At 70.8% G+C, this 17,852-nt stretch carries 19 protein-coding genes; 5 read left to right on the top strand and 14 right to left on the bottom strand.

Annotated features, from left to right (window positions below; genetic code table 11):
- Positions 1 to 213 precede the first annotated feature (213 nt).
- From V7D28_RS07325 to V7D28_RS07355, 7 genes are all read right to left on the bottom strand, one after another.
- Positions 214 to 537: a phosphoribosyl-ATP diphosphatase gene (locus V7D28_RS07325; RefSeq protein ID WP_333586721.1), complete on the bottom strand. Its 324-nt coding sequence runs from the start codon at positions 535 to 537 to the stop codon at positions 214 to 216.
- Positions 534 to 1,334: an imidazole glycerol phosphate synthase subunit HisF gene (hisF, locus tag V7D28_RS07330; RefSeq protein ID WP_333586722.1), complete on the bottom strand. Its 801-nt coding sequence runs from the start codon at positions 1,332 to 1,334 to the stop codon at positions 534 to 536. The genes V7D28_RS07325 and hisF overlap by 4 nt, the downstream gene beginning before the upstream one ends.
- Entirely contained in the window at positions 1,334 to 2,056 is a 723-nt protein-coding gene (hisA, locus tag V7D28_RS07335) for a 1-(5-phosphoribosyl)-5-[(5-phosphoribosylamino)methylideneamino]imidazole-4-carboxamide isomerase (protein ID WP_333586723.1), read from the bottom strand. The genes hisF and hisA overlap by 1 nt, the downstream gene beginning before the upstream one ends.
- Entirely contained in the window at positions 2,053 to 2,697 is a 645-nt protein-coding gene (gene hisH / locus V7D28_RS07340) for an imidazole glycerol phosphate synthase subunit HisH (RefSeq protein ID WP_333586724.1), read from the bottom strand. Before hisH ends, hisA begins: the two co-directional genes overlap by 4 nt.
- A 9-nt stretch (positions 2,698 to 2,706) precedes the next feature.
- On the bottom strand, positions 2,707 to 3,297 hold the full coding sequence (hisB, locus tag V7D28_RS07345) for an imidazoleglycerol-phosphate dehydratase HisB (RefSeq protein ID WP_333586725.1): 591 nt from the start codon (positions 3,295 to 3,297) through the stop codon (positions 2,707 to 2,709).
- Between the two features lie 6 nt (positions 3,298 to 3,303).
- Positions 3,304 to 4,293 carry an adenosine kinase gene (locus tag V7D28_RS07350; protein ID WP_333586726.1) on the bottom strand — a complete coding sequence of 330 codons (990 nt, stop codon included), beginning with the start codon at positions 4,291 to 4,293 and terminating at the stop codon, positions 3,304 to 3,306.
- 100 nt (positions 4,294 to 4,393) lie between these two features.
- Positions 4,394 to 6,139 (bottom strand): N-acyl-D-amino-acid deacylase family protein, encoded by a 1,746-nt coding sequence (locus V7D28_RS07355; protein WP_333586727.1) that lies wholly within the window; start codon positions 6,137 to 6,139, stop codon positions 4,394 to 4,396.
- A 163-nt stretch (positions 6,140 to 6,302) separates the two neighbouring features.
- On the opposite strand from V7D28_RS07355, the gene V7D28_RS07360 reads away from it, so the two are divergent.
- Positions 6,303 to 6,431, top strand: a complete 129-nt coding sequence (locus V7D28_RS07360) for a hypothetical protein (protein ID WP_333586728.1) — start codon at positions 6,303 to 6,305, stop codon at positions 6,429 to 6,431.
- Positions 6,432 to 6,455: 24 nt separating this feature from the next.
- Here V7D28_RS07360 and V7D28_RS07365 read toward each other — a convergent pair whose 3' ends face one another.
- Complete coding sequence (locus V7D28_RS07365; RefSeq protein ID WP_333586729.1) at positions 6,456 to 6,911, bottom strand: COG3650 family protein; 456 nt, start codon at positions 6,909 to 6,911, stop codon at positions 6,456 to 6,458.
- A 47-nt stretch (positions 6,912 to 6,958) separates the two neighbouring features.
- Here V7D28_RS07365 and V7D28_RS07370 point away from each other — a divergent pair, with 47 nt between their 5' ends.
- The 3 genes from V7D28_RS07370 to V7D28_RS07380 all read left to right on the top strand — a co-directional run bounded on the left by V7D28_RS07370 (position 6,959) and on the right by V7D28_RS07380 (position 9,635).
- Entirely contained in the window at positions 6,959 to 8,101 is a 1,143-nt protein-coding gene (locus V7D28_RS07370) for a DNA cytosine methyltransferase (RefSeq protein WP_333586730.1), read from the top strand.
- A 78-nt stretch (positions 8,102 to 8,179) separates the two neighbouring features.
- The gene (gene cysK, locus V7D28_RS07375) at positions 8,180 to 9,169 is read left to right on the top strand and encodes a cysteine synthase A (protein ID WP_333586731.1); all 990 of its coding nucleotides are present in this window, start codon (positions 8,180 to 8,182) and stop codon (positions 9,167 to 9,169) included.
- 22 nt (positions 9,170 to 9,191) lie between these two features.
- Entirely contained in the window at positions 9,192 to 9,635 is a 444-nt protein-coding gene (locus tag V7D28_RS07380) for a very short patch repair endonuclease (protein WP_333586732.1), read from the top strand.
- A 56-nt stretch (positions 9,636 to 9,691) separates the two neighbouring features.
- On the opposite strand, the gene V7D28_RS07385 is transcribed toward V7D28_RS07380, so the two are convergent.
- From V7D28_RS07385 to V7D28_RS07395, 3 genes are all read right to left on the bottom strand, one after another.
- Positions 9,692 to 10,147 (bottom strand): OsmC family protein, encoded by a 456-nt coding sequence (locus V7D28_RS07385; protein ID WP_333586733.1) that lies wholly within the window; start codon positions 10,145 to 10,147, stop codon positions 9,692 to 9,694.
- Entirely contained in the window at positions 10,147 to 11,934 is a 1,788-nt protein-coding gene (locus tag V7D28_RS07390; protein WP_333586734.1) for an acyl-CoA dehydrogenase C-terminal domain-containing protein, read from the bottom strand. The genes V7D28_RS07385 and V7D28_RS07390 overlap by 1 nt, the downstream gene beginning before the upstream one ends.
- A gap of 77 nt (positions 11,935 to 12,011) precedes the next feature.
- The gene (locus V7D28_RS07395) at positions 12,012 to 12,491 is read right to left on the bottom strand and encodes a MerR family transcriptional regulator (RefSeq protein ID WP_333586735.1); all 480 of its coding nucleotides are present in this window, start codon (positions 12,489 to 12,491) and stop codon (positions 12,012 to 12,014) included.
- A 199-nt stretch (positions 12,492 to 12,690) separates the two neighbouring features.
- On the opposite strand from V7D28_RS07395, the gene V7D28_RS07400 reads away from it, so the two are divergent.
- A complete protein-coding gene (locus tag V7D28_RS07400) occupies positions 12,691 to 15,147 on the top strand; it encodes a zinc-dependent metalloprotease (RefSeq protein WP_333586736.1) in 2,457 nt (818 codons plus the stop codon).
- A gap of 26 nt (positions 15,148 to 15,173) precedes the next feature.
- Here the strand turns inward: V7D28_RS07400 and V7D28_RS07405 are convergent, their stop codons facing one another.
- From V7D28_RS07405 to V7D28_RS07415, 3 genes are all read right to left on the bottom strand, one after another.
- On the bottom strand, positions 15,174 to 16,856 hold the full coding sequence (locus V7D28_RS07405; RefSeq protein ID WP_333586739.1) for a lysine--tRNA ligase: 1,683 nt from the start codon (positions 16,854 to 16,856) through the stop codon (positions 15,174 to 15,176).
- Between the two features lie 85 nt (positions 16,857 to 16,941).
- Positions 16,942 to 17,358 carry a PaaI family thioesterase gene (locus tag V7D28_RS07410; RefSeq protein ID WP_333586737.1) on the bottom strand — a complete coding sequence of 139 codons (417 nt, stop codon included), beginning with the start codon at positions 17,356 to 17,358 and terminating at the stop codon, positions 16,942 to 16,944.
- A complete protein-coding gene (locus V7D28_RS07415) occupies positions 17,355 to 17,810 on the bottom strand; it encodes a PaaI family thioesterase (RefSeq protein ID WP_333586738.1) in 456 nt (151 codons plus the stop codon). Before V7D28_RS07415 ends, V7D28_RS07410 begins: the two co-directional genes overlap by 4 nt.
- Between the last annotated feature and the right edge of the window lie 42 nt (positions 17,811 to 17,852).

The raw sequence follows: 17,852 nt of genomic DNA on the forward strand, positions 1-17,852 counted from the left end.
GACAAGATCAGCGTCAACACCGCGGCGGGCCATAGCCGGGGGCGGCGGCGGCGGCGGTGGCCAGACCGGCGGTGAGCACGGCGCCGGCGGCGAGGGCGATCAGGGGTCGTTTCATGGCGGAAGCTCCTTCCGGTGGAACCGCCCTTTGGCGGCATAGACGGAAGAAGACCATGGGCCGGCTGACCGGCCTCTGAGCGGGCGGTTGTGCGCCGTTCAGGTCTGCCGGGCGGCCTTTTCGTCCAGTCCGGACACCCCTTCGCGGGCGGCCAGCCGCTCTGCCACGGCGTCCAGGCTGACGCCGGCGCCGGCCAGGACCACCAGCCAGTGATAAAGCAGGTCGGCGCTTTCGGCGGCCAGGGCGTCGGCGTCGCCCTGGACGGCGGCGATCACCGTCTCCACCGCCTCTTCCCCCAGCTTCTTGGCGGCCCGTTCGGGCTCGGCCAGCAGGCGGGCGGTATAGGAGGTGGCGGCGTCGGCGCCCTTGCGGGCCTCGATCACCGCCGAGAGGCGGGTCAGGACGGCGGCCAGCTCGCTCATCGGAAAGCCTCGGCCGCCTCGCGGCGGGCGTCCTCCCCGGTCAGGCGGGCGGGCAGGCCGGCCCGGACCATGGCCTGCTTGACCTCGGCGATGGAAACCTCGCCGAAATGGAAGATGGAGGCGGCCAGTACGGCGTCGGCGCGGCCTTGGGTGGCGGCCTCCACCATGTGGGCGGCCGAGCCCGCGCCGCCCGAGGCGATCACCGGCACGCTGACCGCCGAGGTGACGGCCCGCAGGAGTTCGATGTCATAGCCGTTCTTGGCGCCGTCGCGGTCCATGGAGGTGAGCAGGATCTCGCCCGCCCCCTTGGCCACGGCCCGGACGGCGTAGTCCGCCACGTCGAGGCCCGTATCCTTGCGTCCGCCATAGGTGAAGACCCGCCAGTCGCCGTCCGGCGTGCGCTTGGCGTCGATGGCGGTGACCACGGCCTGGGAGCCGAAGGCGTCGGCGCAGGCGCTGATCAGGTCGGGATTCTCCACCGCCGCGGTGTTGACGCTGATCTTGTCGGCGCCGGCCAGCAGCAGGCGCCGGGCGTCCTCCACCGCGCGGATGCCGCCGCCGACGCTGAGCGGCATGAAGCAGACATCGGCCGTGCGGGCGATGACGTCGAGAATGGCGCCGCGGCCCTCGTGGCTGGCGGTGATGTCCAGGAACATCAGCTCGTCGGCGCCGGCGGCGTCATAGGCGCTGGCCTGCTCCACGGGGTCGCCCGCGTCGCGCAGGGACAGGAACTGCACGCCCTTCACCACGCGGCCGTCCTTGACGTCCAGGCAGGGGATGACGCGCACGTTCAGCATCAGGCGGCCGCCTTGATGGCCTCAGGCGCGTTGATCGCGCCCGTATAGAGGGCCCGGCCCAGGACCGCTCCGGCGATGGCCCGCCCTTTCCGGGCGCGCAGGCGGTGGATGTCCTCCACGCTGGCCAGGCCGCCGGCGGCGATGACGGGGATGTCCACCGCATCGGCCATGGCGCCGAAGACGTCCACATTGAATCCGGTCAGGGCGCCGTCGCGCTCGATGTCGGTGACGATCAGGGCGCTGACGCCGGCGTCCTCGAACCGCTTGGCCACGGTCACCGCGTCCAGATCGGAATCCTCGGTCCAGCCCTGGACGGCCACCTTGCCGCCGCGCACATCGACGCTGACGGCGATCTGTTCCGGCCAGCGGCGGGCGGCTTCCACCACGACCTGCGGCTCACGCACCGCCAGGGTGCCCAGGATGACCCGGCTGACGCCGGCCTCGATCCAGCCTTCGATGTCGGCCAGGCTGCGGATGCCGCCGCCCAGCTGCACAGGCACGGAGACAGCCTCCAGAATGGCCTCCACGGCCGCGGCGTTCACCGCCTTGCCTTCCACGGCGCCGTTCAGGTCCACCACATGGATCCAGGGAAAGCCCGCCTGCGCCCACTGCCGCGCCTGGTCGGCCGGCGAGGTGTTGAACACCGTGGCGGTGTCGAGGACGCCGTGCAGCACGCGCACGCACTGGCCGTCTTTCAGGTCGATGGCCGGATAAAGGATCAAGGTCGCCACTCCAGAAAGCGCGCCAGCAGAGACAGGCCCGAAGACTGGGACTTCTCCGGGTGGAATTGAACCCCCGCCACATTGCCCCGCGCCACGGCGGCGGCGAAGCGGCCCCCATGGTCGGTCCAGGCGGCCACGTCGGCGGGATCGGCCGCGTGATAGGCGAAGGAATGGGTGAAGTACATGGTCACGCCGTCGCGCAGGCCCAGCGCCTCGCCCGCGCGGCTGACCTCGCCGATGGCGTTCCAGCCCATGTGCGGCACCTTGCAGGCGGGATCGGCGGGCTCCAGACGGCGGACCTCGCCGGGGATCCAGTCGAGGCCGGGGGTCTCGCCGAACTCCAGTCCGCGGCTGGCCAGGAGCTGCATGCCCACGCAGACCCCCAGGAATGGGACCCCGCGCCCGTGGACGGCCTCGGTCAGCGCCTCCACCAGGCCGTCGCGGGCCATGAGCGCGGCGCGGCAGGCGGCGAAGGCGCCGACGCCCGGCAGCACGATCCGGTCGGCGCGGGCCACGGTCTCGGGGTCGGCGGTCACGGCGATCTCCGCCCCGCCGGGGGTGGCGCCCACCGCCCTCATGAGAGCGTTCTGCGCCGAACGGAGATTGCCCGACCCGTAGTCGATCAGGGCGAGGGTCTGCATGATCGGTCCCTAGAGCACGCCCTTGGTGGAGGGGGCCTGACCGCCGGTCTTGGGGTCGATCTCGATCGCCTGACGCAGGGCCCGGGCCAGCGCCTTGAAGCCGCTTTCGGCGATGTGGTGGCTGTTGTCGCCGTAGAGGGTCTCAAGATGCACGCAGGCGCCGCAGTTCATGGCGAAGGCGTGGTGGAACTCCTTGAACAGCTCAGTGTCCATCTCGCCGATCTTGGGCGTGCGGAAGCTGGTCTTCCAGATCAGATAGGGCCGGTTGGACAGGTCGATGGCGCAGCGCGTCAGGGTCTCGTCCATGGGGATATAGGCGTGGCCGAAGCGGCGGATTCCCTTGAACCCGTCCAGCGCCTTGTGGATCGCCTGGCCCAGCACGATGCCGGTGTCCTCCACCGTGTGGTGGGCGTCGATGTGCAGGTCGCCCTGGGTGCGCACCTTCAGGTCGATCCCGCCGTGGCGGGCGAAGGCGTCGAGCATGTGGTCGAAAAAGCCGACGCCGGTCTCGACGTCGGACACGCCGGTCCCGTCCAGATCCACGCTGATGGTGATCTGGGTTTCCTTGGTGTTGCGGACCACTTCGGCCGTGCGCGCCATGGTCTCTCAGAGTCCTTTCGAAGCGGCCAGGTCCTTCAGGGAGACCTGCGGCCGGGGGCCGTAGTGGGAGATCACCTCGGCGGCCGCCAGCGAGCCGAGTTGGCCGCAGGCGCCCAGGGAGCGATCGCTCGCCAGACCATATAGGAAGCCCGCGGCGTATTGGTCGCCCGCGCCGGTGGTGTCGACCACCTTGTCCACCGCCGCCGCCCAGATTTCGTGCTGTTCGTCGCCGGAGATGATCACCGAGCCCTTTTCGCTGCGGGTGACCGCGGCGATCTTCGTGCGGGCGGCCAGGGCCTTCACCGCGGCGTCGAAGTCGGGGGTTTCGAACAGGCTGGTGACCTCGGCCTCATTGGCGAAGACGATGTCCACCTGGCTGTCGATGAACTCCATCAGCGCGCCGCGATGGCGCTCCACCACGAAGGCGTCGGACAGGGTGAGCGCGATCTTGCGGCCATTGGCCCGGGCCAGGCCTGCGGCCTTGGCGAAGGCCCGGCGGGCCTCGGAGGGGTCGAACAGATAGCCTTCCAGATAGACGATCTTCGAGGCCTCGATGATGGCCGGATCCACATCATCGGCGGTGAGTTCGGTGGAGGCGCCCAGATAGGTGCACATGGTGCGCTGGCCGTCGGGCGTCACATTGATCAGGCAGCGGGCCGTGGCCGGACCGGCGGCCAGGGGCGGCACGTCGAAGCGCACCCCTTGGGCGCGCATGTCGTGGGCGAACACCTCGCCCAGCTGATCCTTGGCCACCTTGCCCAGATAGGCCGCCCGGCCGCCGAAGCTGGCCACCCCGGCCACGGTGTTGCCGGCCGAACCGCCGGAGGTCTCCACGCCCGGCGCCATGCGGCTGTAGAGATCGACGCCGCGCGCCTCGTCGATGAGCATCATGGCGCCCTTGGACAGGCCCTCGGCCGCAAGAAAGGCGTCGGGCGCCGGGGCGATCACATCGACGATGGCGTTGCCGATGGCGGCGACGTCGTAAAGCTCGGTCATTCCGGGGGTGTTTCTCTTCCGGTGGCGGTGCGCGCGGGGACCGGCGCCGATTACAGGGAAAGCCCCGCCGGGGCAATGTGAACCGGCGGGGTGAGACGCCCTATTCCGCCGCCAGACCCAGGGCCGCGGGGGCCGGCTGGGCGCCGCGCAGCAGGCGGCCCGGCAGGGCGCCGGTGGGCTCGCCGTCCCGCTGGGTCACCTGGCCGGCCACCAGGGTGGCCACATAGCCCCTGGCCCGCTGGATCAGCCGCCGCCCGCCGGCCGGCAGGTCATAGGCCACGGTGGGCGGCTCCAGGGCCAGATTATCATAGTCGATGATGTTCAGATCGGCCCGCAGGCCCGGCGCGATCATGCCGCGGTCATGGAGGCCCACCGCGCGGGCGGTGTCGCGAGTCTGCATCCGCACCATGGCTTCGAGGTCGAAGCGCGGCCCCCGCGTCCGGTCCCGGGTCCAGTGGGTGAGGTTGGAGGTGGGGAAGGAGCCGTCGCAGATCATGCCCACATGGGCCCCGCCGTCCGACAGGCCCGGCACGGCGTCGGGATGGCCCAGCATCTCGTAGCTGGGGTCGAGAGAGCCCTCGGCATAGTTGAGGAAGGGCAGGTAGAGCATGCCGCGGCCGCCGCCGGACAGCATATGGTCCAGGGCCACCTCCTCGGGGCGGCGTCCCTGGGCCAGCGCCAGGGCCGCGACGGTCTGGCTGGGCTTCGGCTCATAGTCCGGGCGCTCGCCCATCAGATACATGTTGGCCCAGTTGCGCGGGGCCGCGCCGGCGAAGCCTTGAGCCGGACCCCCGGCCTCCGCCAGCAGGGCGGCGCGGACATCCGGCTGCGCCAGGCGGGCCGCCCGCTCGGCCAGGGGCAGATGGGCGAGCGCGCGGTAGGCGGGGTGCTGGCTGAACGGGTTCAGGGTCAGTTCGAAGCCGAACAGTATGCCCACGGGGCGTCCGCACACCTGGGCCTTCATGGGCAGGCCGGCGGCGGTGGCGTCGGACAGGGCGTCCAGCAACAGGCGCCAGGCCTGGGGCGCCTTGGCGTGCTGGGTCAGGGAAAAGGACAGGGGCCGGCCCGAAGCCTCCACGATGCGACGCAGCATGGCGAACTCGGCCACGGGATCGGCGAAGTCCGACACTACCTGCAGCACCCCCTTGCCAGCCCGCGCCAGACCCAGGGCGATGCCGGTCAGCTCGTCCTCGCCGGCGGTAAGGGTGGGCGTGGGCTGGCCGTCGCTGGTGCGATGGTTGAGGGTCCGCGAGGTGGAGAAGCCGAGCGCACCCGCGCGCACGGCGGCCTCGGCCAGCTCGGCCATGGCGGAGATGTCGGCCGGGGTGGCCGGTTCCCGGTCAGCGCCGCGCTCGCCCATCACATAGACGCGCAGGGCCGCATGGGGCAGCTGGGCGGCGATGTCGACGTCGAAGCGTCGGGCCGCCAGGGCGTCCAGATAGTCAGGGAAACTCTCCCAGTTCCAGGGCAGGCCCTCGGTCAGAACGGGGAAGGGGATGTCCTCCACCCCCTCCATCAGGCGCACCAGCCGGTCGTGGTCGGCGGGCCGGCAGGGGGCGAAGCCCACGCCGCAATTGCCCATGACCACCGTGGTCACCCCATGCCAGGACGAGGGCTGCATGTGAGTGTCCCAGGCGGCCTGGCCGTCATAATGGGTGTGGATGTCCACGAAGCCGGGGGTCACCAGGCGCCCCCGGGCGTCGATCTCCTCGGCGCCTGCGCCCCGCACCTCGCCCACCTGGACGATGCGCCCGTCCCGGATGGCCACATCGGCTTCATAGGTCGGCGCCCCGGTTCCGTCGGCCACGGTTCCGCCGCGCAGGACAAGATCGAATGCCCGCTCCATGAGGTCTGCTCCCTGCCGCCCGCGGGTCTGTCGCCCGTCCTTGGAGGGAATTAGCCGCCCGAAACCCCCATCGGGTCAAGGGGCTGAGCGACCCGCCCAGGAACCAAGGTCTGCAGGCGCCCGTTCTGAGCGGTGGAACAACACCAAAAGGAGACCCTGCGCCATGGCGCTGAAACTCGTCCTGCTGGCTTCGGCCGTCGGGGCGGTGCTGGTGGGCTTCGCCCTGCCGACCCCCCATTCCACCGCCCAGGCGCCGGCGGAGTCGCAGATTTCCACCCTGGAGCTCAACTGAGCCCCGGCGCGGGCGACGCGCGGCTCAGCCGCCTTCCCGGGGCATGGCGTCGGCCTTGGCCGCGCAGCCTGAGAGTGTGCGGCCGGCCGCCTCCACCTGCGCCTCATAGGGATATTCCAGGTCGGACATGCCGTCGGAACAGGGCTGCACCCGCAGGGTGACGGTGAAGGGCGCGCCCGTGGCGTCTGTTGAACGCCACACCGCCTGGCCCTCGGACAGGTCCGGGCCGGGATTGGGGGCTGTGGTCCGCCCCTCGTCCATCTGGATCAGGATCAGTTCGTCGGCCTCGATCTGAAGGCCCCAGAAGGGCTCGGTCCCCACGGCGCGGATCACGCCCGAAAACGCCGTGCCCTCGGCCGCAGGCGTCGGCGCATCGGCGGGCGGCGCCGCCGCGCCCCCGTCCGGCGCCTGGGGCTGGCAGGCGGCCAGGGCCAGGGCGAGGCCAGCGGTCACGGCGGCGGGGCGGACGATGAGGCGCATTGCGCTCTCCCTTTCGAAAGTCGGGCGACAGGCTAGACTCCTGCGCCATGAGTCGAAACCTGCGCCCCACCTTCTATGAGTTCTTCGCCGGCGGGGGCATGGCGCGGCTGGGCCTGGGCGAGGGCTGGGACTGTCTGTTCGCCAACGATTTCGACCCGGTGAAGGCGGCCGCCTATCGGGCCAATTTCTCTGACGCCGAGGCCCATTTCCGCCAGGGCGACGTGTGGAAGCTGGAGGCCGCCGACCTGCCGGGGCGGGCCGACCTCGCCTGGGCGTCGTCGCCCTGCCAGGACTTCAGCCTCGCCGGCGCCCGGGCGGGCCTGGCCGGCGGCCGGTCCTCGGCCTTCTTCGGATTCTGGCGGCTGATGCAGGCCCTGAACCAGGAGGGCCGGGCGCCGGGCGTCATCGTCATCGAAAATGTGGTCGGCCTGCTGACCTCCCATGGCGGCGCCGACTTCACCGCCCTGTGCGAGGCGCTCGCCGCCGAGGGCTATCATTTCGGCGCGCTTGAGATGGACGCCGCGCGGTTCACGCCCCAGTCGCGGCCGCGGGTGTTCGTGGTGGCTGTCCGCCAGCCGCCAGGCGCGGCTCTGCGGGGCGAAGGCGTCTTTCACAGCCGCGCCGTGCGCGAGGCCGCCGCCCGGCTGCCCCGGCCGCTTCAGGACCGCTGGGTCTGGTGGCGGCTGGAGGCCCCGCCCGCGCGCAACACCGATCTGGCCGCCCTGCTGGAGACCGACGAGGCCGTGCCCTGGCGCTCAGCCCGCCAGACCGAGGCCCTGGCCGCCCAGATGTCCCCCCTGCACCGCCAGCGCCTGGAGGCCGCCGTGGCCGCCCAGGGCCGGGTGGTGGGCGCGGCCTATCGGCGGATCCGGGTGGAGGCCGGCGTCCGGGTTCAGCGGGCGGAGGTGCGGCTGGACGGCCTGGCCGGCTGCCTGCGGACGCCCGCGGGGGGGTCGTCCAAGCAACTGGTGGTGGTCGCAGGGCCGGCGGGCCTGCGCTCGCGCCTGATCACGCCCCGGGAAGGGGCGCGGCTCATGGGTCTGCCCGAGACCTACGCCCTGCCGGCCTCGGCGCATCAGGCCCTGCATGTGATCGGCGACGGGGTGGCGGTTCCGGTGGTGGACTGGCTCGCCCGCGGCCTGCTCGAACCCCTGCTCGCGGAGGGTTCCGCCGTCCTGGCGGCGGAATGAGCGGCTTACATTTGGCGCCTGAACCCCTAAGTTCGCGTTCAAAGGGCCTTCAACGCGAAATTCTCGAAGGGCAGTCTCATGGACGGCGCGACCGACAAGACCTACGACGCCGCGCGCTACAAGCGCGCCGGGCGGGGCAAGGTCTATGACTCCATCATCGACACCATCGGCGACACCCCGCTGATCCGCCTGCCCCGGCTGACGGCGGCGCTGAAGCCCAAGGGCGAGGTGCTGGCCAAGCTGGAATTCTTCAACCCCATCGCCTCGGTGAAGGACCGCATCGGCGTCTCCATGATCGAGGCGCTGGAGGTGCAGGGCGTGCTGAAGCCCGGCTCGTCCATCGTCGAGCCCACCAGCGGCAACACCGGCATCGCGCTGGCCTTCGTGGCCGCGGCCAAGGGTTATCCGCTGACCCTGGTCATGCCCGAGAGCATGTCCATCGAGCGGCGCAAGATGCTGGCCCTGCTGGGCGCCAAGCTGGAGCTGACGCCCGCCGAGCGCGGCATGGCCGGGGCGGTGGCCCGCGCCCGCGAGATCGTCGAGGCGACGCCCGGCGCGGTCATGCCCCAGCAGTTCGACAATGGCGCCAATCCCCTGATCCACCGGGTCTCCACCGCCGAGGAGATCTGGAACGACACCGACGGCGCCGTGGATGCGGTGATCTCGGGCGTCGGCACCGGCGGCACCATCACCGGGGTCGGCCAGGTGCTGAAGGCCCGCAAGCCTGGCCTGCAGATGATCGCGGTGGAGCCGGAGGCCTCGCCCATCCTGTCGGGCGGACAGCCCGGGCCGCACAAGATCCAGGGCATCGGGGCGGGCTTCGTGCCCTCGATCCTCGACCGCAGCGTCATCGACGAGGTGGTCCAGGTGTCCAATGACGACGCCTTCGCCATGGCCCGGCGCGTGGCCCGGGACGAGGGCGTGCCGGTGGGCATCTCGTCCGGCGCGGCCCTGACGGCGGCCTTCCATGTGGCCGCCCGCGAGGAGATGGCCGGCAAGACGGTGGTGGCCATCATTCCAAGCTTCGCCGAGCGCTACCTCTCCACCGCCCTGTTCGAGGGGATCTGATCGGCGCCTCGGGGCCGGGGGCATGACCGACGTCTTCGACGCGGAAAAGCGCTCGGCCGTCATGGCCAGGGTCAAGGGGCGGGACACCACGCCGGAAAGGACGCTGCGGCGCCTCCTGACCGCGCTCGGCGCCCGCTACCGGCTGCATCGCAAGGACCTGCCGGGTTCGCCCGACATCGTCCTGCCCGGGCGGCGGCTGGTGGTCTTCGCCCACGGCTGCTTCTGGCACGGCCACGATTGTGCGCGTGGATCCCGAGTGCCGAAGGCCAATCGCGACTACTGGCTGGCCAAGGTCGGCCGCAACCGCGTGCGCGACGCTGCGGCTCGCGAGGCCCTGGAGGCCGCCGGCTGGCGGGTCGAAACCGTCTGGGAATGCGAGATGAAGGACGAGGCCGCGCTCAAGGCCCGCCTCGCGGCCCTCCTCGCCGCCGCCCCGCTCAAGCGAAGCCGGGTAGGGGGCGTGTAGCGCCACAGGACCAACCAAACCGCCTGCGGCGGGCAAGGCCGTTGGGGCGGGCGGCCTCAGGCCACCACCACCTCGGTCTTCACCGAATTGGCGATGAAGCATTCCTCGTGCGCCTCGTGGTGCAGGCGTTCGAGGGTTTCGGCGTCGGGGGCGGCGCCGGCCCATTCGATCTGCGGACGCAGGGTGACCCGCGTCACCGCCTGGCGGCCGGGCGCGATCTCGCTCATCACCCCTTCGGCCGCGTCCGCATAGGCGGTGACCGTAAAGCCCTCCAGACGCGCCCGGTGCAGGAAGACCAGCATGTGGCAGGCCGAGAGCGAGGCCACGAGCATCTGCTCGGGGTCCACCGCGCCGTCCACCGACCACTTGTTGCCCACCACATGGCGCGAGGCCGTGCCGGGCAGCTGGACGCCGCCTTCGAAGGCGATCGCGTGGCCCCGGCTGTAGCGGCCGGCCGGGAAATCCTCGCCCTCGGCCAGCTTCCAGTCCACCGTGGCGCGATAGGTCGCCATCAGAAGGCCTCAGCCGGCAGGCTCATCAGGGTGTCGGCGCCGGTCTTGAGCTTGGCCATGTGGGCCGAGCTCTCGGGCAGGATGCGCTCGGCATAGTAGCGGGCGAGCGTCAGGCGGTGGGCGTAATAGGGGTCGGCGTCGCCCGCGGCGATCCTGTCCTGGGCGGCCTTGGCCATCATGGCCCACATATAGGCCAGCGCCGTCAGGCCGAAGAGGTGCATATAGTCGGTGGAGGCCGCCCCGGCGTTGTCGGGATTGGCCAGGCCGTTAGCCATCAGCCACATGGTGGCGTCCTGCAACTCCTCCTTGGCCCGCGACAGGCCGCTGAGGATGGGTTCCAGGGCGGCGTCGCCGTCATGGGCCGCCACATAGGCGTCGATCTCGGCGAAGAAGCCCATCACCCCGCGACCGCCCTCGGCGGCCAGCTTGCGGCCCACCAGATCCAGCGCCTGAACCCCGTTGGTGCCCTCATAGATGAGCGCGATGCGGCAATCGCGCATGTACTGGCTGACGGGGAAGTGCTCGGTGAAGCCCGATCCCCCATGCACCTGCATGGCGTCGGAACAGACCTTGAAGCCCCGGTCGGTGAGGAAGCCCTTCACCACCGGCGTCATCAGGGCCATGTAGTCCGACCCCTTCTGGCGCACGGCCTCATCCGGGCTGGCATGGGCGAGGTCCCCGTGCAGGGCGGTCCAGAACAGGAAGGCGCGGCCGGCCTCGATGACGGCCTTGGAGTCCATCAGCATGCGGCGCACGTCGGGGTGGACCAGGATCGGATCAGCCGGGCCGTCGGGGTTCTTGGGGCCGGTGAGCGAGCGGCCCTGCAGCCGGTCCTTGGCGAAGCTGGCGGCGGCCTGATAGGCGGCCTCGGCCTGGGCGACGCCTTGCAGGCCGACGCCGATGCGGGCCTCGTTCATCATCACGAACATCAGGCGCAGGCCCTGGTTCTCCTCGCCCACGAGCCAGCCCACGGACTCCTCGTGCTGGATGACGCAGGTGGCGTTGCCGTGGATGCCCATCTTCTCTTCCAGCCCCGCGCAATAGACGCTGTTGCGCGCGCCGGGCCGGCCCTGCTCGTCCGGGATGAACTTGGGCACGATGAACAGGCTGATGCCGCGGGTGCCCCCGGGTGCGCCCTCGATCCGCGCCAGGACTAGGTGGACGATGTTGTCGGCCATGTCGTGCTCGCCGCCGGAGATCCAGATCTTCTGGCCGGAGATGCGATAGGAGCCGTCTGCCTGAGGAACCGCCTTGGTGCGCAGCAGGCCAAGGTCGGTGCCGCAATGGGGCTCGGTGAGGTTCATGGTCCCGCCCCATTCGCCCGAGGCGAGCTTGGGCAGATAGAGGTCCTTCTGCGCCTGCGACCCCCCGACCAGAATGGCCGAATAGGCGCCGTGGGTCAGGCCCGGATACATGGAGAAGGCCATGTTGGCCGAGGACGACATCTCGGAGAACGACAGGTTGATCACATGGGGCAGGCCCTGGCCGCCATAGGCCTTGTCCGAACCCAGGGCCGGCCAGCCGCCTTCCACCAGAGCCTTGTAAGCCGCCTTGAAGCCCTCGGGGGTGCGGACGGTGTGATCGGGGCTCCAGACGCAGCCCTGCTTGTCGCCCACCGCGTTGAGCGGGGCCAGGACCTCGCCGGTGAAGCGGGCGGCCTCCTCCACGATCTGGGTGACCACGTCCATGGAGGCCTCGGAGAAGCCCGGCAGGTCGCCATAACGCTCGATCTGCAGCACGTCGCGCAGCAGGAACAGGTGATCACGGACAGGCGGCTGATAGGCCATGGAGGCTCCCATAGGGTCGGGGCCGGGCCGTCAGGGACGACCCGGCGGGTCTTTAAGGTCCGGGGCGCGGACGGGTCTTACTTGGCGCCTACGTGCTCCAGGCCGTCGAGGCGCTGGCGCAGCATCTGGTCATAGTCGGCGGCGCGGGGCAGCAGGTCGGGCCGGGTGGCCGCCAGCTTGCTTTCCAGGTTGTCGCAGCCGGCCCGCAGTTCGTTGATGGCCCGGTCGATATCCTCACGCTGAGATTCCAGGGCCAGGATACGCTCGCGGAACTTGCGCAGGGACTTGGCCATCTGGGCCGCGCCGCCGTCGTCCAGTTCGTAGAGGTCGAGGATCTCGCCGATCTCGGCCAGGGACAGGCCCACCCGCTTGCCCTGCAGGATCAGCTTCAGACGGGCGCGGTCCTTGTAGGAATAGACCCGGTTCATGCCGTCGCGGGCGGGCGCCAGCAGGCCCTTGTCCTCATAGAAGCGCAGGGCGCGCGGGGTGCATTTGAATTCCAGGCAGAGCTGGCGGATCGAATAGGTGCGTTGGGGGCGGCGCAGATCGGTAACCATGGTTGAGCGTCTCCGTTGGGCCTGTTTTCGGCGTCCTCTTCTGGTCGGCGATGTAAGTGGCATCTTACGTCAACGTCAAGGCAAGCCCCTGCGCGAAGACCAGGCGCCGGGTGTTTTCGCACCCCGATTTCGCGCTCTGTCGTGGACGGCCCGCGCGGCCCCGGCCTAGCTTGAGGTCAGTGAATCCGGGGGCGTCATCATGATCCGTAACACCTTGCTGGCGGCCGCCGCCGTGGCCGCCCTGCTGTCCTGTCCGCCTGCCGCCGAGGCGGCCCCGCGGCCCCTGGGCGAGGCCACGGCGGGGCTCAGCCGGTCCGACGGCCTGATCCCCCTCTATGCCGACGCCGAGCGCGGCCGGGTGCTGATGCTGCTGCCGCCGCCGGACGCCGAGGGGATCAACGGGCGCTACATCCATGTGGCCAGCCTGCGCACCGGCCTGGGCTCGGCCCCCATCGGCCTGGACAAGGCCAGGCTTGGCCCGTCCCGGCTGCTGGTCTTCCGCCGGGTGGGCGCAAAGGTGGTGGCGGAATATGAGAACCCCCGGTTCCGGGCGGTGGGCGCCCCGGCGGTGGAGCAGACCTCGGCGAAGGAGGCCTTCGCGCCCTCCATGGTGTGGGCCGGAGACGTGCTGTCGGTCGATCCCCAGGGCCGCATCCTGATCGACATCTCCAGCTTCCTGACCCAGGACGCCCTGGGGGTGGTGGACGCCTTGAAGGGCTCGGGGGAGAGCGGCTGGAGCCTCTCCAAGGAGCTGAGCCTCGCCGATCCGGCCGCGGCCAAGGCCTTCCCTGAGAATGTCGAGCTGGAGGCCGTCCAGACCTTCGTCTCCGAGACGCCCGGGCGGGAGGTGGCGAATATCACCCCCGACGCCAAGCGCATGACGCTCAAGGTGCGGCACTCCTTCGTCAAGCTGCCGGACCCCGGCTATCAGCCGCGGGCGTTCGACCCCCGCAGCGGCGGCAACGCCCTGCAGTTCCTGGATTTTGCCGCCCCCCTGGGCGAGCCCATCGTCAAGCAGTACGCCCTGCGCTTCCGCCTGGAGAAGACCGACCCCGCAGCAGCGCTGTCGCCGGTGAAGAAGCCGATCATCTTCTATATGGACCCCGCCGCGCCCGAGGCGATCCGCAACGCCCTGATGGAGGGCGCGGCCTGGTGGGCCGACGCCTTCGAGGCCGCCGGTTTCAAGGACGCCTACCGGGTCGAGCTGCTGCCGCCGGACGCCGATCCCCTAGACGTGCGCTACAATGTGATCAACTGGGCCGACCGGGCGACCCGGGGCTGGTCCTACGGCCAGACGATCATCGATCCGCGCACCGGCGAGATCCTCAAGGGCTCGGTGGTGCTGGGCGCTCTTCGGGTCCGCCAGGACATGCTGATCTTCGAAGGTCTGGTGGGGGCGCACATGACCGGGACGGGCGGGCCCAACGACCCGGCCGAGGTGGCCTTGGCCCGCCTGCGCCAGCTGGGCGCCCACGAGGTGGGCCACTCCATCGGCTTTGCGCACAACTTCGCCGGCTCCACCCAGGGCCGCACCTCGGTGATGGACTATCCGGCCCCGCGCATCCTGCTCAAGGACGGCCGGCCCGACCTGTCGGAGGCCTATGCCGTCGGCATCGGCGACTGGGACAAGTTCAGCGTCGCGGCCGTCTATGGGCCGGAAGGCGAGGCCCAGCGTCTGCTGCATCAGAACGCCACGGCCAGCGATGGCCTGCGCTATGTCACCGACGCCGATTCCCGGGGGCTCGACGTGGGCCAGCCCTGGGGCAGCCTTTGGGATGACGGCCCCGATCCGGCCGCCGAACTGACCCGGATGATGGCGGTGCGTCAGGCCGCACTCTTAAGCTTCGGCCTCGGCGCCCTCTATCCCGGCGAGCCGGTGGCGGCCCTGCGGCGCAAGTTCGTGCCCATCTATCTGATGCATCGCTATCAGGTGGAGGCGGCGGGCAAGCTGCTGGGCGGCGTCGATTTCGCCTATTCGGTGCTGGGCGACGGCCAGGAGACTTCCGCGCCGGTAGAGGCGTCCGCGCAGCGGGCCGCGCTCTCGGCCCTGCTGGCGGCCCTGGACCCGGCCGCCCTGGAGACGCCCCGCGGGCTCGTGCCCCTGATGTCGGCGGGGCTCACCGGGCGTCCCGACCGGCAGACCGAGATCGAGCTGTTCCCCACCCTGGCCGGTCCGATCTTCGACCCCCTGGCCGCCGCCGAGGTGGCCGCCAGCCTGCCGCTGGACGTGCTGCTCAACGATCAGCGCCTGGCCCGGCTGATCGAACAGAACCGCCGTGACCCGTCCCTGCCCGGGGCGGGCGAGACGCTGGAGGCCCTGATCGCCAAGGTGTTCGCCGATCCGGCCGACCCGGCTCTTGCGCCCATCGCCCAGCGGACCCAGGCCCGGGCGGTGATCGATCTGGGCCGCTTGGCCCAGATGGCCGGCGCGGCGCCGGGCGTCACCGCCCAGGCGGGGGCGGCGCTCGGCTCCATCTCCACGCGTCTGAAGGCCGCCCGGGGCGGCGACGCCACGGCGCGGGCGCACCGCGCGCGGCTGATCGCCCTGATCGAGGATCCGGCGGAGCTCCGCCGCCTGGCCGCCGCCAAGGAGGTCCGGCCCGAGACGCCCCCGGGCATGCCCATCGGCTCGGCCGGCTGGCTGGACATGGACTAGGGGCGGCTTTCCCGCCGCCCCGCGCCTCAGCCGGCGACCAGCTCGCCGGCGAGCGCCCTGTCGATCAGGTCCAGGGTGCGCTCGACCCCGAAGATGGCCACGAAGGAGCCGAAGCGCGGGCCCTGGCTCTGGCCCAGCAGCACTTCATAGAGGGCGGTGAACCAGGCGCGCAGGGGCTCGAAGCCGGCGGCCTTGCCGGCCTCGAAGACCTCGTTCTGGATCGCCTCGGCGTCGGCGCCTTCGGGCAGGGCGCGCAGGCGGGCGGCCAGGTCCAGGATCGCCGCGCGCTCCTGCTCGGTCGGCGCGCGGAAGGCCTTCGTGGGCTTCACGAAGTCCTCGTAATAATTCAGCGCATAGCCCACGAGCTTGGCCAGCAGGGGCTCGTTCTCGGGCGTCGCGCCGGGGATGTAGCGGCTGATGAAGGCCCACAGGATTTCGGCCGACCCGGCGTCCGCCGCCGAGACGAGATTGAGCAGCAGAGAGAAGCTGACCGGCGAGCCCTTTTCCGGCGGCGCGCCCCGGTGGACGTGCCAGGCGGGATTGTCCAGCTGGGCGGCGTTGTCGCCCTCGGCCCGCTTGCGGTTGAGCGCGTCCAGCTGCTGCAGATATTCGTCCGTCGCCTTGGGAATGACGTCGAAATAGAGCCGCTTGGCCGACTTGGGCGACTGGAACATGTAGTAGGCGAGGCTCTCGGGCGCGCCATAGCGCAGCCATTCCTCGATGGTCAGGCCGTTGCCCTTGGACTTGGAGATCTTCTGGTTGTTCTCATCCATGAAGAGCTCGAAGTGGAAGGCCTCGGGCGGCGTGCCGCCGAGCGCCTGGCAGACCTTGTTGGAGACCCGCACGGAATCCACCAGGTCCTTGCCCGAGGCCTCGAAGTCCACCTCGAGCGCGGTCCAGCGGGCGGCCCAGTCGGGGCGCCACTGAAGCTTTACATGGCCGCCGGTGACCGGAACCTCGGTCCGCGTCCCGTCCTCGTCGGCGAAGACGATCGTCCCCTTGTCCAGGTTCCGCTCCAGCGTCGGAACCTGCAGCACCTTGCCGGTTTTCGGGCTGATGGGCAGGAAGGGCGAATAGGTGGCGCGACGCTCTTCGCCGAGCGTGGGCAGCATGATCGCCTGGATCTTGTCGAACCGCTCCAGCACCCGCAGCAGCACGGCGTCGAACCGGCCAGACGTGTAGCAGTCGGTGGCCGACAGGAAGGTGTAGTCGAAGCCGAAACCGTCCAGGAAGGCGCGCAGGCGGGCGTTGTTGTGGTGGCCGAAGCTCTCGTGCTCGCCGAAGGGGTCGCGCACCCGGGTCACCGGCTTGTCGCGGTCCTCTTCCAGCATCTCGCGGTTGGGCACGTTGTCGGGGATCTTCCGCAGGCCGTCCATGTCGTCGGAGAAGACGATCAGCTCGGTGGGGATGGCGTCGTCGGTGAGCGCCCGGAAGGCGGTGCGTACGATGGTGGGCCGGGTGGCCTCGCCGAAGGTGCCCAGGTGCGGCAGGCCGCTGGCGCCGTAGCCGCACTGGAAGATCACCGGCCTGGCCAGGGCGGGCAGGGCGGCGACCGCCTCCTGGGCCTTGCCCTGGGCGATCAGGGTCGCGGCCAGGTCGCGCTCGGCGTCGGTCAGGCGCAGGCGCAGAATGCGGGCGAGGATGAGGCGGGCCTGCTCGAAGGGCCAGCTCTTGGCCCCCTGGGCCTGATGGGAAAGTCCGGACAGCATGGCGAGGCGGTAGCGCGCCGTCGCCTGCGCCTCAAGCGGCATTTGCGGCGACGCCGGTCGGCGCCTGCCGGGCGAGAGCTTCGGCTCAGCCCTCGGCGTGCATCAGGAAGTGGCCGCGGATGGCGGCGACCGGCTTGGCGCGGGTCTCCTGCCAGGCCTCCACATGGACCGAGGAGATGCGGCGTCCGGCCTTCTTCACCTCGGCCCGGGCGAAGGTGTCCATGGCCCGGCCGGGCCGCAGATAGTCGATGGTCACATCGATGGTCTTGGCCGGGCGCGGGGTGCGGTTCAGCACCGCCAGCTGGGCCAGGGCGGTCATCTCCATGAAGGCGCCTAGGACGCCCCCGTGCAGGGCCGGCAGCAGGGTGTTGCCGATCAGGTGCGGGGCGAAGGGCAGGACCGCCGTCATCTCGTCCCCGGCCAGCTCGGCCCGCATGCCCAGAAAGGCCACATAGGGCGTGCGCGCCAGGAAGGCGGCGAGCGTCTCGTCCGACGGGCTCATGCGCCGCCTCCGATGAGGGCGAAGGCCGCCTGGGCGGTGGCCACGGGATCTTCAGCGTCCCCGTCATGGGCCACGGCCCGGACGAAGGCGATGGTGCGCGTCAGCTTGTAGCAATGGCCGTCGGCCACCAGGGCCGTCCGGGGTTTGGCGGGCCGCATATAGTCGATGCGCAGGTCAAGCGTGCCCTGGGGCGTGGCGTCGGCCGCCCGGATGGCCAGGCCGCAGACATGGTCCAGCAGGGTGGTGACCACGCCCGAGGCGATGACGCCGGTGTCCGGGTCCCCCACCAGTTCGGCCCGCCAGGGGGCGCGGATCGCCCCACGGCCGTGGCTCATGGACAGGAACTCAAACCCCAGGGCCTGCGTCTGAGGTGTGGCGGTCACCATGCGGCGGGCCATCTCCTCCTGGAGAGGTCCGCTCATGGCGCCGGCGAATTCGGATGGATCGGCCATGACCACCGCCTAGCGGCTTGCCCCCACGGCGGTCAACGGGGG

The organism is Phenylobacterium sp. (genome assembly GCF_036723115.1).
Classification (GTDB): domain Bacteria; phylum Pseudomonadota; class Alphaproteobacteria; order Caulobacterales; family Caulobacteraceae; genus Phenylobacterium.

Coding starts and splice junctions, on each gene's coding strand:
- V7D28_RS07325 (WP_333586721.1), bottom strand. CDS start 537: ATGAGCGAGCTGGCCGCCGTCCTGACCCGCCTCTCGGCGGTGATCGAG.
- hisF (WP_333586722.1), bottom strand. CDS start 1,334: ATGCTGAACGTGCGCGTCATCCCCTGCCTGGACGTCAAGGACGGCCGC.
- hisH (WP_333586724.1), bottom strand. CDS start 2,697: ATGCAGACCCTCGCCCTGATCGACTACGGGTCGGGCAATCTCCGTTCG.
- hisB (WP_333586725.1), bottom strand. CDS start 3,297: ATGGCGCGCACGGCCGAAGTGGTCCGCAACACCAAGGAAACCCAGATC.
- V7D28_RS07350 (WP_333586726.1), bottom strand. CDS start 4,293: ATGACCGAGCTTTACGACGTCGCCGCCATCGGCAACGCCATCGTCGAT.
- V7D28_RS07355 (WP_333586727.1), bottom strand. CDS start 6,139: ATGGAGCGGGCATTCGATCTTGTCCTGCGCGGCGGAACCGTGGCCGAC.
- V7D28_RS07360 (WP_333586728.1), top strand. CDS start 6,303: ATGGCGCTGAAACTCGTCCTGCTGGCTTCGGCCGTCGGGGCGGTGCTG.
- V7D28_RS07365 (WP_333586729.1), bottom strand. CDS start 6,911: ATGCGCCTCATCGTCCGCCCCGCCGCCGTGACCGCTGGCCTCGCCCTG.
- V7D28_RS07370 (WP_333586730.1), top strand. CDS start 6,959: ATGAGTCGAAACCTGCGCCCCACCTTCTATGAGTTCTTCGCCGGCGGG.
- cysK (WP_333586731.1), top strand. CDS start 8,180: ATGGACGGCGCGACCGACAAGACCTACGACGCCGCGCGCTACAAGCGC.
- V7D28_RS07380 (WP_333586732.1), top strand. CDS start 9,192: ATGACCGACGTCTTCGACGCGGAAAAGCGCTCGGCCGTCATGGCCAGG.
- V7D28_RS07385 (WP_333586733.1), bottom strand. CDS start 10,147: ATGGCGACCTATCGCGCCACGGTGGACTGGAAGCTGGCCGAGGGCGAG.
- V7D28_RS07390 (WP_333586734.1), bottom strand. CDS start 11,934: ATGGCCTATCAGCCGCCTGTCCGTGATCACCTGTTCCTGCTGCGCGAC.
- V7D28_RS07395 (WP_333586735.1), bottom strand. CDS start 12,491: ATGGTTACCGATCTGCGCCGCCCCCAACGCACCTATTCGATCCGCCAG.
- V7D28_RS07400 (WP_333586736.1), top strand. CDS start 12,691: ATGATCCGTAACACCTTGCTGGCGGCCGCCGCCGTGGCCGCCCTGCTG.
- V7D28_RS07405 (WP_333586739.1), bottom strand. CDS start 16,856: ATGCTGTCCGGACTTTCCCATCAGGCCCAGGGGGCCAAGAGCTGGCCC.
- V7D28_RS07410 (WP_333586737.1), bottom strand. CDS start 17,358: ATGAGCCCGTCGGACGAGACGCTCGCCGCCTTCCTGGCGCGCACGCCC.
- V7D28_RS07415 (WP_333586738.1), bottom strand. CDS start 17,810: ATGGCCGATCCATCCGAATTCGCCGGCGCCATGAGCGGACCTCTCCAG.